Genomic DNA, 14423 nt, shown 5'->3' with positions numbered 1-14423 from the left:
ATGTTTTGAACTTTATCAACGTTGCAGGGGTTAACAAATTGTCGAAAAAGCGTGTCTTTTGCCCCTATTTCAATTTTCAATAAATCATGATCAATTTCATTGGTCTTTCACCAACATTCTTGCCGTCCCGCTAACGCGGATCGAACCACCCGGTTCCGGACCGATTTCGGCATGCAATAACGACCGCATCCCCATGTCTTCGCCCTGCACGACGTCGATGGCACCGCCGTGCGGCCAGCCGAGGTCGCGCAGGTAGCCGGCCAGCGCGGCCGTGCCGGCGCCCGTGGCCGGGTCCTCGTAAACGCCGCCGATCGCGAACGGATTGCGGGTATGAAAACGCCGCGGGGATTCCATCCGGGCCAGCACGATCGTCGTCAGGCCGTGCTTCTCCATCAGCGCGCGGCCCGTCGCCAGGTCGTAGCGCATGGCGGCCAGCAGGTCGCGGCTGGCCAGCGCCAGCACGAGGTGGTTCGCGCCCGCGTGCGCGAGGCCGGGCGGAATGCGTGGGTCGAGGTCTGCGTCGTGGTAACCGAACAACATCAATGCGTCCGCGACGAGTTCCGGCGCGGCCGGGCGGCTCCACGTCGGCGGCGATTGCAGCGCGGCGGCCACGCGCTCACCTTCGCGCCGCCCTTCGACCGTGATGTCGGCATCGTTCAGCGCGAGCGCGTACACGCCGTCGCCGTCGCGCCGGGCCAGCGCGGCGCCGAGCGCGATCGTCGCGTGGCCGCAGAACGGCACTTCGGACGCCGGCGAGAAGTAACGCACGCGCCAGCCCTTTCCTTGCGGCGCAGCGAATGCCGTCTCCGAATAGCCGACGGCGTGCGCCAGGCGCTGCATCTCGTCGGCCGGCGGCATCGACTCTCCGATCCAGACGCCGGCCGGATTGCCGCCGGCGTCGCCGTCCGAGAATGCGGCGATGCGAAGGATGTGCGAAGTCGTGATGGTCATGCGGTCTCCTTGTGGGGATGGATGGTCAGGGTTCGAGCACGCCGGCCAGCCGGTCGGCGAGGAAGTCGACGAGCGCCTTTACGCGCGGCGCCAGCGCGCCCTGCTTGTAGAACACGGCCCACACGGGCTGGGTCCACGGCAGCGCCGCCTCTTCCAGCACCGGCACGAGGCGGCCCGCGGCGACGTCGGCGCGCGTGAGGAAGTCGGACAGGCTGACGATGCCCGCACCCTGCAGCGCGAGGTGGCGGACCGTCTCGCCGCTGGTGGCCGTCACGTGCGGTACGATGCGCCAGCCCTCTTCCTTGCCGGCCCGCAGCGGCCACGTGTTCAGGGACGCGGGCGCGACGAAGCCGACGAGGCGGTGCTTCAGCAGGTCTTCCACCTGCCGCGGCGTGCCGTGGCGTTCGAGATAGCCGGGGGCGGCGAGCACGCGGATGCGGCTGCGGCCCAGGCGGCGGGCATTGAGCGTCGAGTCGGTCAACTGGCCGATGCGGATCGCGACGTCGGCCTTCTCTTCGATCAGGTCGACGACGGTCTCGCCGCTCGTGAGTTCCACCTGCACCTGCGGGTACGCATCGAGGAAGTCCGCCAGCTGCGGGGCGATCAGGTGATCCAGGGTCGGCGTGGCGGCATTCACGCGCACGAGGCCCGCGGGCTGCGCGCGCGCGAGGGCGGCCTGCGACTCCGTCTCTTCCAGGTCGGCGAGGATGCGGCGCGCGCGGGCCAGCAGCCAGCTGCCTTCCTCGGTGAGGTCGAGACGGCGCGTCGTGCGGTGGATGAGGGTCATGCCGAGCTGCTGCTCCAGGCGCGAGATGGTGCGCGACACGCCGGACGGCGTCTGCCCGAGCCGCTCGGCGGCATTGGAAAACGAACCCGTGTCGATCACGGCGGCGAATGCGATCAACGCGCCCACGTCCAGCATTTTTGCTCCCAGGTCAAAAGTCTATTGTACGGCGGCGGGTTTTTCTTTGTAGACCAGCCGGAGAGAATGCCTCCTCGACGCAACCAGCGGCGCCCCCGCAACCATCGTCGTTCCCGGACTGGCCGTCCGCCTTGACGGGAACCCAAGTTCTGCATGCGTCGTCGCGACGCTTGCAACATTGGGCCCCCGCCTGCGCGGGGGCGACGGTTCACAGGAGAACAATATGCCACTCGCTTTATGGGCCCTCACACTGAGCGCCTTCGCCATCGGCACGACGGAATTCGTGATCGTCGGCCTGATCCCCACCATCGCAACCAGCCTGAACGTGTCCGTGCCGTCCGCCGGCCTGCTCGTGAGCCTGTACGCGCTGGGCGTCGCCATCGGCGCGCCGGTGCTGACCGCCCTCACCGGCAAGGTGCCGCGCAAGACGCTGCTGCTCGGCCTCATGCTGCTGTTCACGGCCGGTAACCTGACCGCGTGGATGGCCCCAGGTTATGCCGCGCTAATGGCCGCCCGCGTACTGACGGGCCTCGCGCACGGCGTCTTCTTCTCGATCGGTTCGACGATCGCCACGAGCCTCGTGCCGAAAGAAAAAGCGGCCAGCGCCATCGCGCTGATGTTCAGCGGCCTGACCGTGGCCCTCGTGACCGGGGTCCCGCTCGGGACGTTCATCGGCCAGCACTTCGGCTGGCAGATGACCTTCCTGGCCGTCGCGCTGCTGGGCGTGATCGCGTTCGCCGGCATCGCCCTGCTCGTCCCGCGCGGCATCGCCGGCAGCAAGCCGGCTAGCCTTGTGACGCAACTGTCCGTGCTGAAGAAACCGCGCCTGCTGCTCGTCTACGCGATGACCACGCTGGGCTATGGCGGCTCGTTCATCGCGTTCACGTACCTCGCGCCGATCCTCGAACAGGTCGCCGGCTTTTCGTCGAACAGCGTCGGCCTCGTGATGCTCGTGTACGGCGTGTCGGTCGCCTTCGGCAACATCTGGGGCGGCAAGCTGGCGGACCGCAAGGGCCCCGTGCGCGCCCTGCAGATCGTGTTCGCGCTGCTGGCCGCCGTGCTGTTCGTGCTCGACTTCACGGCCGCCAACAAGATCGCCGTCCTCGTCACCGTGCTGGCCTGGGGCGCCGTCGCCTTCGGCAACGTGCCGGGCCTGCAGGTCTATGTCGTGCGGCGCGCCGAACGCGATGCGCCGGGTGCCGTCGACGTCGCATCGGGCCTGAACATCGCCGCGTTCAACGTCGGCATCGCCATCGGCGCCTGGGGCGGCGGCCTGATCGTCGAACACCTCGGCCTGATGCACACGCCCTGGATCGGCGCCCTGATCGTCAGCGGCGCGCTCGCCCTCACCACGCTGGCCGGCTGGCTGGACCGGCGCGATCCGGCGCCGCGGCACGCCGTCCGCGGCGAACGCGCCGTCGCCACGCATTGAATCGAAAGGAGAAACCATGCATACCAATATCCCGCAACTGGGCCTCGGCACGTTCCGCCTGAAGGAGCGGCAAGCCATCGATTCGGTCGCCACCGGCCTGGCACTGGGCTACCGCCACATCGACACGGCGCAGATCTACGGCAACGAGGCCGAAGTCGGCCAGGCGCTGGCAGAATCCGGCGTGGCGCGCGGCGGCGTCTTCGTCACCACCAAGATCTGGACGGAGAACCTGGCCGCGAACCGCCTGCGCGCCAGCCTCGAAGAAAGCCTCGTGAAACTGCGCACGGAGTACGTCGACCTCACCCTGGTCCACTGGCCGTCGCCGGGCGCCGCGGTGTCCGTCGCGGAATCCATGGAAGCGCTGCTGGCCGCGCGCGAGTCCGGCCTGACGCGTGCCATCGGCGTATCGAACTTCCCGATTCCTCTGCTGCGCGAAGCCATTGCGGCCGTCGGTGCGGACAACATCGCGACGAACCAGGTCGAGCTGCACCCGTTCCTGCAGAACCGCGCAGTGGACGCGTTCATGGTCGATGCCGGCATCCACCTCACCGCCTACATGCCGCTCGCCTACGGCAAGGTGATGGACAATGCCACCATCGCCCGCATCGCGCAGGTGCACGGCGCGACGCCGGCCCAGGTGGCGCTGGCGTGGGCGATGGCGAAAGGATATGCCGTGATCCCGTCGTCGACGCGGCGCGCGAACCTGGAGAGCAACCTGCGGGCGCGCGACCTGATCCTGTCGCGGGAGGACATCGCCGACATCGACGCGCTGGACCGGGGCGAACGGCTCGTCAGCCCGGACTTCGCGCCGCAGTGGGACTCGTAACGCCAACACACCGCATGCGTCACGCGCGGGCACGGTGTGCCCGCCCTACTTGTCCAGCTCCTTGTAGTGGCGGAAGATCCCTTCCTCGTTGAAGGGAATCCGCCGCCCGGACTTCAGGTAGGCCGCGATGCGCGGCCGCGCGGCCACCCGGTCGTGCAGCGCCGCCAGCAGCGGATAGCCCGCGTCGATGCGGCCCAGCGCCTTCGGGAAGGCGTAGCGCAGGCCCGCGACGAGCTGGAACAGCGACAGGTCCGCGTACGTGACCGTGTCGCCCAGCAGGTAGTCCTTCGGTTCGGGCCGGGCCAGGATGTTCTCGAACCAGTCGAAGAACTTCGGGATGCGCGTGTCGATGAAATCGGCCGACCGGCGCTTGGCTTCCGGGCGCTGGTCCTCGAAATACAGCGACGTCGCGATCGGGTGGTGCGTGTCGTGCGTCTCGGCGACCAGGTCGGCAATGGTCAGCTGGATCTGGTTCACCCAATATTTACCTTGCACATCCCGTGGCGCCAGCCCATGGTGCTCGCCCAGGAACATCAGGATGTTGGCGGTCTGGCCCACCGTCACGTCGCCCGCCTTGAGGAACGGCGGCGCGAACGACGGGTGGTCGGCGCCGTCCATCGCCGCGATCATGCGCGCCATGCCGCCCGGCTCGCGCGCCACGTCCACGTATTGCACCCCCGCCTCTTCCAGCGCCAGGCGCACGAATTCGCCGCGGCCCTGGATGCTCGGCCAATAAAAAAGTTCATACGCCATGCCATCCTCCTCAACTTGTTCGGTCTGACTCAATTATCGAGCAGGATTTTGATGTTCGGCGCGGCAATCGTGCTAGTCTTGCGTCTGGCGCTTGCCTGACAAAAAATCAACAAAAATGAGAGACATGAAAACGGAAAATCATAATAGAGGGATGGGGTGTTGGTGGTTACGATCTTGATCTGCTGAACGATTCACTGCCGTTCAGCAAAGTACGAAGACGAATCCACCGATAACGATTGCCCGGAGCGCATCATGATTTTCGCTCACCTGACCAAACACTGGATGGCCCGGCGCCGCCAGTACAGCCTGTCGTCGTGGGTGCTGTGCATCGCGCGCAGCCTGCGCGTGCTGGCCTATTACCGCGACCACCGCGCGCTGTGCCAGCTCGGCGTCTACCGCAACCACGTCGCGCAAGACGCCGGCGACGACCTGTTCCATCACCTCAGCCACCGCGACTACCTCATCAAGGGCCTGAGCCCGCGCCAGCGCGTGCAGGCCGTGCTGAGCCATTACCGCTTCGAGGAAACGACGTTCAACGACGGCTACCTGGACGCCGTCTACGGCCAGCGCTGCCTGCCCCTGTGGCAGCAGGAGGCCGAGGGCAGCACGTTCATGATCCAGCTCGAGATGGCCTCGCGCAGCAATGCCGAAGGGGACCTCACCCTCGCCCTCATCGCGGACGGCAAATGCCTGCACCGCCTGTCCTTCAGCTGGCTCGAAGGCGACATGGTGGGCGTCGACATGCCCGTCGTCCCATTCATCGCGCGCAACCAGGGCCGCTGGATCGATTCCGGCGCCGCGTTCGAAGCGTTCGAACGCGTCTTCCCGAACAACTCGCCCAGCTTCTTCTGCTTCGCGGCCATGCAGGGCATCGCGCTGGCGCTCGGCATGGACAAGGTCGTCGCGATCCGCAGCGAAGCGCACATCGCCTACGATCCCGATCCGGAAAAACATTTCGCCAACGCGTATGACGGCTTCTGGAAGATCCTCGGCGGCGAGGAAATTCCGGGCCGCGACGGCTATCTGATCCCGCTGCCGTTCTACGTGAAGCCGTTGTCCGAGATGCCGTCCAAGCACCGCAAGCGCGCGGCGCTGCGGCGCGAGCACTGGCGGCTGATCGGCGACGCGTCGCGCGCCGTCATCCAGCGCCATCTGCTGCATGCGCGCGCGCACGTGGCGCATCCGGCCGCGGTGCCCGAACCGGCCTGAAAGCCTGCCGGCGTGGCCCACGCCGGCAGGACAGCTGCGCGATAATGATCCTCTGAGCAAAACCAGAGGATCACCTTGCACAACTTCGACTTTCATAATCCCACCCGCATCCTGTTCGGCGACGGCCAGATCGAGCGCATCGGCAAACTGGTCCCGTCCGAGGCGCGCGTCCTCGTGCTGTACGGCGGCGGCAGCATCCGCGCCAACGGCACGTTCGACGCCGTGATGGCCGCACTGGGCGGCCGCACCGTGTTCGAGTTCGGCGGCATCGAGCCGAATCCCACGGTCGAAACGTTATCCGAAGCGATCGCGCTCGTCCGCCGCGAACGCGTGGACTTCCTGCTGGCCGTGGGCGGCGGCTCCGTCATCGACGGCACCAAGTTCGTCGCAGCGGGCGCCATGCTCGACGCCGACCCGTGGACCATCCTCGAACAGCACGCGAAGAACGTGCACGCGGCGCTGCCCATCGGCGTCGTGCTGACCCTGCCGGCGACGGGGTCCGAGATGAACGCGGCCGCCGTCATCACGCGCAAGCGCACGCAGGAAAAATTCGCGTTCGTCGCGCGCTCCGTGTACCCGCGGTTTGCCGTCCTCGACCCGACCCGTACCTACACGCTGCCCGCGCGCCATGTGGGCAACGGCGTCGTCGACGCGTTCGTGCACGTGATGGAGCAATACATGACGGTCCCGGCCCAGGCCAAGGTGCAGGACCGCTTTGCGGAAGGCTTGCTGCTGACGCTCGTCGAAGACGGTCCGCAAGCACTGGCGCTGCCTGCCGACTACGACGTGCGCGCCAACCTGATGTGGACGGCCACGCTGGCCTTGAACGGCCTGATCGGCACCGGCGTGCCGCAGGACTGGTCCACGCACACGATCGGCCACGAGCTGACCGCGCTGTACGGCCTCGACCACGCGCAGACGCTGGCGATCGTACTGCCGTCGATGCTGCGCGTGCGCCGCGCGGCCAAGCGGGCGAAACTGCTGCAATATGCGGCCCGCGTGTGGGACCTCCACAGCGGCGACGAGGACGCGCGCATCGAGGCAGCCATCGCCCGCACGGAAGACTTCTTCCGTGCCATGGGCGTGGGGACAAAGCTGTCCGACTATGGCCTGGGCCGCGACGCGATCCCGGCCGTGATCGCCGCACTGGAAGCGCACGGCATGACGCGCATGGGCGAGACCGGCGAGGTCACGCTGGACGTGGCGCGCGAGGTGCTGGACGGCGCCGCCTGATCGCGGAACCATCCGCTTTACAACATGTCTATTGTCTGAACCATCACGACAGGGCGCGTTGTGCTACACTCGCGCCTTCGCTAGGGGTCCTGGGAGTTCGCTTCCCGGGTGAGAGATACCCTTCGTACCTGATCTGGATAATGCCAGCGAAGGAAAGCGCAACGCAGTTCCCATCCTTGTTTGCCCTTCCCCCGTTGGCTCCGGCTTTTAAGAAAAAGCAGCGCGCCCATCGCCGGCGCGCGAACACGAGCAAACCATGAACCGTCAACTGAAGTACTCCATCCTGGCCTGCGCGCTGATGCAAGCGTACGCGCACGTCGCCTACGCGCAGGTACAAGACACCCACCCCGTCGCCGAAGTCGTCGTGACGGGCAACCGCTTCATCGCCGTCGACCGCGCCAGCGTCGGCGGCTTCGGCGAAGCGTCGCTGTTCGACACCCCGGCCTCCATCATCTCCATGGGCCGCACGCAGATGCAGGACCTGTCGATCCGCTCGACGACCGAGGCGGTGCGCTTCGACGCATCCGTCGCCGACGCCTACAACGCCGTCGGCTATGCCGAGCAGTTCTCCATCCGCGGCTTCGCCCTCGACAACAACTACAGCTATCGCAAGGACGGCTTCGCGATCCCGGGCGATACGCAGATCCCGCTGGAGAACAAGGAACGCTTCGAAATCCTGAAAGGCCTCGCGGGCCTCACGGCCGGCATCGCCACGCCGGGCGGCATCGTCAACTACGTGACCAAGCGCCCGACGAATGCGCCGCTGCGCTCCGCGACCGTGGAAGTGTCCGAGCGCGGCACCCTGTACGGCACCGTCGATCTCGGCGGCCGCTTCGAGGACCGCCGTTTCGGCTACCGCATCAACGCGGCCGCCGCCGACCTGCACCCGTACGTGCGCGGCGCGAACGGCGACCGCCAGTTCGTGTCGGCCGCCTTCGACTGGCAGATCACGCCGGATGCGCTGCTGCAGCTGGACATGGATTACCAGCGCAAGGCCCAGATCACGGCGCCCGGCTTCCAGCTGATCCAGGGCACGACGCTGCCGACCGGCGTGTCGGCCAGGATGCTCCTGAACGACCAGCCGTGGACGCGCCCCGTCACGACGAAGGACAGCAACGTGGGCCTGCGCTTCGAATACAAGCTGGCGCAGGACTGGACCGCCACCGTGTCCGGCAACAAGCACTGGTTCAAGCGCGACGACTTCACCGCGTTCCCCTACGGCTGCAGCAACGAGGGCGCGGGCTATTATCCGGGCTACTGCGGCAACGGCGACTACGACGTCTACGATTACCAGAGCACGGGCGAGCGCAAGTCGCCGTGGGGCGTGCAGGCGCAGGTGCAGGGCAAGTTCGCGACCGGCGCGCTGCGCCACGCGCTCACCCTGGGCGCGTCGTATTCGGAGCGCCACGACAGCTTCGGCGACTACGTCTACGACTACGTCGGGTACAGCAATATCTGGAACCCGCTCGTGACGCCGCACGTCGCCGCCGACCGCGTGACGGGCCCCGTGTTCGAGCGCCGCAGCGACGAGGAACGCGCCGTGTTCGCGCAGGACATCGTGAGCCTGACGAACCGGCTGACCCTGCACGCGGGCCTGCGCCACGTCCAGATCAAGCGCAGCGAATTCGTCGACGACGCCACCGGCTACGTGCACGCCGACGACGCGTTCCTGCTGCCGAACGTGGGCCTCGTCTTCAGCCCCGCGCGCGACTGGAACGTGTACGCCGCGGTCAGCCACGGGCTGCAGCACGGCGGCATCGCGCCGATGCAGACGACGAACGAGAATTCGGTGCTGGCGCCGCAGCGTTCGCACCAGGTCGAGATCGGCGCCAAGGCCGCGCTGGACAATGGCCTGAACCTGTCGGCCGCGCTGTTCCAGATCCGCCAGGGCCTGGAATACACGAACGCGAACAACACGTTCGTCCGCAACGGCCGCGAAACGCACCGCGGCATCGAGCTGACCGCGCAGGGCCAAGCGACGCCGGCGCTGGACTGGAGCGTGTCGCTGATGGCGCTGAACACGCGCCAGGAAGGCACGGGCCAGGCGGGCATCGACGGCAAGCGCGTGACCGACGTCCCCGCGTTCAAGTCGACGGCATGGGTGCAGTACGCCGTTTCGGCGATCCCGGGCCTGAAGCTGGACGGCACGTGGCAATACTCGGGCAAGAAGGCGTTCGACGTCGAGAACACCGTGTTCGTGCCGGACTACCACGTGTTCGGCGTGGGCGCGTCGTACGGCCTGAAATGGGGCACGACGAACGTCACCTTGCGTGCCCGCGCGGAGAACCTGTTCGACAAGTTCTACTGGCGTGACGTGACGCCGGCGCTGGGCGGCTATCTGCTGGCGGGCGCGCCAAGGACGTTCCGGGCGTCGGCGCAGTTCGACTTCTGACCTCGTCGCCCCCGCGAACGCGGGGGCCCATGCTGAATCTCCGGAGTCTGCCCGTTAAACAGATCGCGTTGTATCCGACGGACCGGATTCCGTAGCTCGGCATGGGTTGCCGCTGTCGCGGGAACGACGGGCGTCGGGTGGTCCTATCAATGCTTCCACCTGCCGCACCCGCGCTTCCAGTTCCCCCGTCAGCAGCGCAAACGGAATCCCCCGCGCATCCAGCACGTCCACGAGCTGCGCATGCACGCGCCGCCTCACCTCCTCCGACTCGCGCTGCAACCCGTCCGGCACCCACGGCAGATCGGGCGCCGCGACGAGCGTGAACGCGTAGTCGTGTTCCGCTTCCCAGGCAAGCAGGTCCGGCGGCACGCGGCCCCAGTAGATGCGGCTGTACACGGCCGTCATCAGCGGCGTCGTGTCGACGAACAGGAAGTCGCGCACGCGCGGGTCGCGCGCGAGCAGCTCCTCACGGGCGCGCTGCGTGCGCGCGATGCCGGGCTGGTCGTCCTCGCGTGGCACGCGCGCGTTCACCTCGACGAATTCGCGCAGGTATTCCGGCACCCACAACGTGCCGTAGCGCGCCGCCAGCGCCTGCGCCAGCGTCGACTTGCCCGTCGATTCCGCGCCCAGCAGCGCCACACGTGCCACCGACGCCACGGTCATCGCGCGCCCTCGGCCACCGGCATGTCCGCGTCCTGCGCGGCATGGGTCCACGCGCGCAGGCCCAGCGCGGCCAGCACGACGAACACGGCGTACAGGATCGCCGTCAGGTGCAGGCCCTTGTAGATGTACAGGCCCACGTACAGGATGTCGACGACGATCCACGTGTGCCAGTTCTCGATCTTCTTCTTCGCCGTGAGCAGTTGGCCCAGCAGGCTGCCCGCGGTGAGGAAGCCGTCCATGTGGGGCACGTCCGTGTCCGTGCACGCCTTCAGGAACGCCGACAGCGCGAAGAAGCCGACGGCCCAGCCGAGCAGCGACGCGAGCCGGCCCGTGTGCGACAGGCGCGTCACGGGCAGCGGCTTGCCCTCGGCGCCGCGCAGCCACTGCCACCAGCCCCAGATCGAAGCCGCGATGAACACGCCCTGCAGGCCGGCGTCGCCGTACAGGCGGGCGTCGAAGAATACAACGCCGTACGTGGCGGACGACACGATGGCGAACAACCAGCCCCAGTGATTGCGCAGGATGGTCAGGACGACCGTCGCGACGGACAGCACGAAGCCGAGCAGTTCGAGCGGCGTGGTGGAAAAGCCCAGCAGGACCAGGGTATCGTTCATGGGCGGACAATGACAGGAGAGTCGGCGATTATGGAAGGTGGCGCGGGTTTATGCAACCCGACGGCGAGTGTCCGTTTCCGGACACCGCTGCCCGCCAGCGGGCAATGCGGCAGTCCGCCCCCCAGAGCGAAACCCGGCTGGCACGGGGCTTGCAATACAGGCAGCATCACAATGCCCGCTTTGATCATGGACCAGGCCATCCCGCTCGACATCCTCCGCCGCCGCACCCGCATGCGGCTCGCCTCCACGCTCCTCGTGCTCGGGGCCCTGTGCGCCGCCGCGTGGGGCCTGAACCGCGCGCTGCGTCCGAGCGTGTCCGCGGCCGACGTCGTCGTCGCGGAGGTGCGGCGCGGGAACGTGGACAACACGGTCGGCGCGGCCGGCGTCGTCATTCCCGTGCACGAGGAAGTGGTGGCGAGTCCGGGCGCGAGCCGCGTCGCGAAGGTCCTCGCCAAGCCCGGGCAGCAGGTCCGCGCGGGCGACCTGCTGCTGGAACTGGACGACCGCGATATCCGCCTCGCGCTGGAAGCGCTGAAGGAACAGCTGGCGCAGCAGGACAACCGCATCGCGACACTCAAGCAGGAACTGGAACAGAAGCGCACGCAGATCGTGAGCAGCCTCGAGCTGCTGGAGATCGACCTGCAGGCCGCGCGCGCCACGCTGGAACGCAACGAGAAGCTGCGCTCGAGCGGCCTCGTATCCGGCGAAAACCTGCTGACGGCGCAGCTGAACGTGAAGCGCACGGAGATCCAGTTGCGCCAGCAGCGCGCGCTGCTCGACGCGACGCACCGCACGACGGCCACCAATATCGCGGCGGCCGACCTGCAGAAGGCGATCCTGCAAAAACAGATCGCGCAACAGGAACAGTTATTGGACCGCACCCGCGTGCGCGCCCCGTTCGGCGGCATGCTCACCTGGCTGCTGGAAGAAGAAGGCGCGAGCGTGGCGGCGGGCCAGCTCGTCGCGCGCGTCTCCGAATTGAACAACTACCGCGTCGAAGCCACGCTGTCCGACTTCCACGCGCGCCAGCTCGCGCCGGGACAGGCCGTGCGCGTGGAGCAGAACGGCGAGATCATGGCCGGCACCGTCCACACGATCCTGCCCGAAATCCAGAACGGCACCATCAAGCTGCTGGTCGACCTGGCCCAGCCCCGTAATCCGCATCTGCGCAACAAGATGCGCGTGGACGTCGCGGTCGTCACGGAACGCCGCGCGAACGTGCTCGTGGTCGACAGCGGCCCCGCCTTCAACGGCCGCGGCCCGCAGCCGGCATTCGTCGTGCGCGACGGCGTGGCGCGCAGGACGACCCTCGACCTGGGCGCCGGCGACGGCAAGGTCGTCGAGGTCGTGGGCGGCGCGCACGCGGGCGACCGCGTCGTCGTCTCCGACACGGCCGACTTCAAGCACCGCGACAGCATCCGCATCACGAACTGAATCCAAACGAGAGGACACCATGATCAGACTGAACCAGGTCAGCAAGACCTACCGCACCGACAAGGTGGAAACGCTGGCCCTGAAAGACATCGACCTCGTCGTCGAGCGGGGCGAATTCGTCGCGCTGATGGGCCCCAGCGGCTGCGGCAAGAGCACCCTGCTGAACCTCATCGGCCTGCTCGACCGGCCCAGCCAGGGCGCGATCGACGTGGACGGCATCCCGATCAAGCGCTACGCCGACCGCCAGCTCGCGAAGCTGCGCAACCAGACGTTCGGCTTCATTTTTCAAAGCTTCCACCTGATCCAGGACCTGCGCGTGATCGACAACGTCGAGCTGCCCCTGCTCTACCGCAGCGTGTCCGGCGGTGAGCGGCGCCGGCTCGCGCGCGAGGCGCTGGCCCGCGTGGGCCTGTCCGCGCGCATGGACCACTACCCGAACCAGCTGTCCGGCGGCCAGCAGCAGCGCGTGGCGATCGCGCGCGCCATCGTCGGCCAGCCGCACGTGCTGCTGGCGGACGAGCCGACGGGGAACCTGGACAGCCGGATGGGCGCCGAGATCATGGACATCCTGCTGAAACTGAACGCGGAAGGCACGACCATCGTGATGGTCACGCACGACGAGCGCGAGGCGTCGCAGGTCGGCCGCATCGTGCGCGTGTTCGACGGCCAGCTCGTCCAGCCGGAGCATCTCCATGCTGCGTAACTACCTGCTGACCGCCTACAAGGTCTTCATGCGCCGCAAGCTGTTCACGGCCATCAACCTCGCGTGCATCGTGCTCACGCTCGTCGTGCTGGTGGTGATCAGCGCCCTGCTCGACACGGCGTTCTGGCCGACCGGTGTGGAAGGCCGGAGCGACCGCCTGCTGCAGGTGTACGGCATGCGCAGCGAGAGCGTCAACGACAAGGGCCTGCCCACCGGCCTGCGCACCGGCCTGCTGGGCTACAAGACCATCTCGCGCTACCTCATGCCGTTGCAGAGCGTGGAACGCGTTTCCGCCATCACGACGACGAGCGAGGTCTCGGTCTACCAGGGCGACCGCGTGAGCCGGCTCGACATGCGCCGTGTCGACGCGAACTACTGGAAGATCATGCAATTCAAGCTGCTGGCCGGCCGCCTGCCGGACGAGGACGACGACCGCCTGGGCCGCATGGTGGCCGTCGTCAACGCGACGACGGCGCGCCAGCTGTTCCCCGGGGCCGCCGCGGTCGGCCAACGGATCAGCGCGAACGGCCAGGCGTTCGAGATCATCGGTGTCGTCGCGGACGTCATCCACATCAACGCGTACGCCGACATCTGGGCGCCCCTCGCGACATTCCCGTCGTCGAACTACCGCGACGAATACACGGGCATGTTCGCCGCGCTGCTGCTGGCGCGCTCGCCCGCCGACCTCCCGCGCATCCGCGCCGACGTCGAACGCGTCGCGAAGACGATCCAGCCCGTGGGCGACCAGATCTTCGGCAAGACGACGTTCTGGGCCGATACGAAGCTCGACGTCGTCGCCCGCGCATTGCAGGGCCGGGAGAGCCATGTCGATTCCGGCGGCAGCCGGCTCCTGGCGATGATCGCGGGCGGCATGCTCGTGTTCATGCTGCTGCCCGCGCTGAACCTCGTCAACCTGAACATGGGCCGCATCATGGAGCGCAGCGCGGAGATCGGCGTGCGCAAGGCGTTCGGCGCCACCAGCCTGCAGCTCGCCGGCCAGCTCGTCGTCGAGAACGTGCTGCTGTGCCTCGCCGGCGGCCTGCTCGGCCTGGCCTGCGCCCAGGGCGTGCTGTGGTGGCTCGAAGCGTCGCAGCTGATCCCGTACCTGGAAGTCCACATCAACCCGACCGTGTTCGGCTGCGGCATGCTGCTCGCGTTCGTGTTCGGCCTGCTGTCCGGCGCGATCCCCGCGTGGAAGATGTCGCGCCTCGATCCCGTCCATGCCCTGAAAGGAGCCGCGTGATGCTGCGCCATTTATTGCGACTGACCTGGAAGCGCAAATCCAGGAACC

General features: G+C 67.5%; 13 protein-coding genes and 1 riboswitch. Of the genes, 8 read left to right on the top strand and 5 right to left on the bottom strand.

Annotation, left to right across the window (positions count from 1 at the left end):
* Positions 1-96 precede the first annotated feature (96 nt).
* Together ACEN98_RS11870 and ACEN98_RS11865 are read right to left on the bottom strand one after the other, a co-directional pair.
* A complete protein-coding gene (locus ACEN98_RS11870) occupies positions 97-951 on the bottom strand; it encodes a PhzF family phenazine biosynthesis protein (RefSeq protein WP_413384539.1) in 855 nt (284 codons plus the stop codon).
* A gap of 25 nt (positions 952-976) precedes the next feature.
* Positions 977-1873 carry a LysR family transcriptional regulator gene (locus tag ACEN98_RS11865; RefSeq protein ID WP_413384537.1) on the bottom strand — a complete coding sequence of 299 codons (897 nt, stop codon included), beginning with the start codon at positions 1871-1873 and terminating at the stop codon, positions 977-979.
* 223 nt (positions 1874-2096) lie between these two features.
* On the opposite strand from ACEN98_RS11865, the gene ACEN98_RS11860 reads away from it, so the two are divergent.
* Positions 2097-3305 carry an MFS transporter gene (locus tag ACEN98_RS11860; RefSeq protein WP_413384535.1) on the top strand — a complete coding sequence of 403 codons (1209 nt, stop codon included), beginning with the start codon at positions 2097-2099 and terminating at the stop codon, positions 3303-3305.
* Positions 3306-3321: 16 nt separating this feature from the next.
* Positions 3322-4131, top strand: coding sequence for a 2,5-didehydrogluconate reductase DkgB (gene dkgB / locus ACEN98_RS11855; protein ID WP_413384533.1), 810 nt, complete (start codon positions 3322-3324; stop codon positions 4129-4131).
* A gap of 45 nt (positions 4132-4176) precedes the next feature.
* On the opposite strand, the gene ACEN98_RS11850 is transcribed toward dkgB, so the two are convergent.
* Positions 4177-4884: a glutathione S-transferase gene (locus tag ACEN98_RS11850; protein WP_413384531.1), complete on the bottom strand. Its 708-nt coding sequence runs from the start codon at positions 4882-4884 to the stop codon at positions 4177-4179.
* 252 nt (positions 4885-5136) lie between these two features.
* Here ACEN98_RS11850 and ACEN98_RS11845 point away from each other — a divergent pair, with 252 nt between their 5' ends.
* From ACEN98_RS11845 to ACEN98_RS11835, 3 genes are all read left to right on the top strand, one after another.
* A complete protein-coding gene (locus ACEN98_RS11845) occupies positions 5137-6093 on the top strand; it encodes a DUF535 family protein (protein ID WP_413384529.1) in 957 nt (318 codons plus the stop codon).
* A gap of 75 nt (positions 6094-6168) precedes the next feature.
* Positions 6169-7326, top strand: coding sequence for an iron-containing alcohol dehydrogenase (locus ACEN98_RS11840; protein WP_413384527.1), 1158 nt, complete (start codon positions 6169-6171; stop codon positions 7324-7326).
* 72 nt (positions 7327-7398) lie between these two features.
* A riboswitch (TPP riboswitch) is annotated at positions 7399-7498 on the top strand.
* 84 nt (positions 7499-7582) lie between these two features.
* Positions 7583-9718: a TonB-dependent siderophore receptor gene (locus ACEN98_RS11835; RefSeq protein WP_413384524.1), complete on the top strand. Its 2136-nt coding sequence runs from the start codon at positions 7583-7585 to the stop codon at positions 9716-9718.
* A gap of 54 nt (positions 9719-9772) precedes the next feature.
* Here ACEN98_RS11835 and ACEN98_RS11830 read toward each other — a convergent pair whose 3' ends face one another.
* On the bottom strand, positions 9773-10381 hold the full coding sequence (locus tag ACEN98_RS11830; protein WP_413384522.1) for an AAA family ATPase: 609 nt from the start codon (positions 10379-10381) through the stop codon (positions 9773-9775).
* Entirely contained in the window at positions 10378-10995 is a 618-nt protein-coding gene (pnuC, locus tag ACEN98_RS11825) for a nicotinamide riboside transporter PnuC (protein ID WP_413384520.1), read from the bottom strand. Before pnuC ends, ACEN98_RS11830 begins: the two co-directional genes overlap by 4 nt.
* A 171-nt stretch (positions 10996-11166) precedes the next feature.
* Here pnuC and ACEN98_RS11820 point away from each other — a divergent pair, with 171 nt between their 5' ends.
* The 3 genes from ACEN98_RS11820 to ACEN98_RS11810 are packed head-to-tail and all read left to right on the top strand — an operon-like array spanning position 11167 to position 14375.
* Complete coding sequence (locus ACEN98_RS11820) at positions 11167-12429, top strand: efflux RND transporter periplasmic adaptor subunit (protein ID WP_413384518.1); 1263 nt, start codon at positions 11167-11169, stop codon at positions 12427-12429.
* A 19-nt stretch (positions 12430-12448) separates the two neighbouring features.
* The gene (locus tag ACEN98_RS11815) at positions 12449-13132 is read left to right on the top strand and encodes an ABC transporter ATP-binding protein (protein ID WP_056330580.1); all 684 of its coding nucleotides are present in this window, start codon (positions 12449-12451) and stop codon (positions 13130-13132) included.
* A complete protein-coding gene (locus ACEN98_RS11810) occupies positions 13122-14375 on the top strand; it encodes an ABC transporter permease (RefSeq protein WP_413384516.1) in 1254 nt (417 codons plus the stop codon). Before ACEN98_RS11815 ends, ACEN98_RS11810 begins: the two co-directional genes overlap by 11 nt.
* The last annotated feature ends 48 nt before the right edge of the window (positions 14376-14423 follow it).

Source organism: Massilia sp. CT11-137, assembly GCF_047302885.1.
In the GTDB taxonomy this organism is placed as follows: domain Bacteria; phylum Pseudomonadota; class Gammaproteobacteria; order Burkholderiales; family Burkholderiaceae_D; genus Telluria; species Telluria orientalis.
The sequence above is the reverse complement of the archived record's forward strand: the minus strand, read 5'-3'. Positions and strand labels throughout refer to the sequence as shown.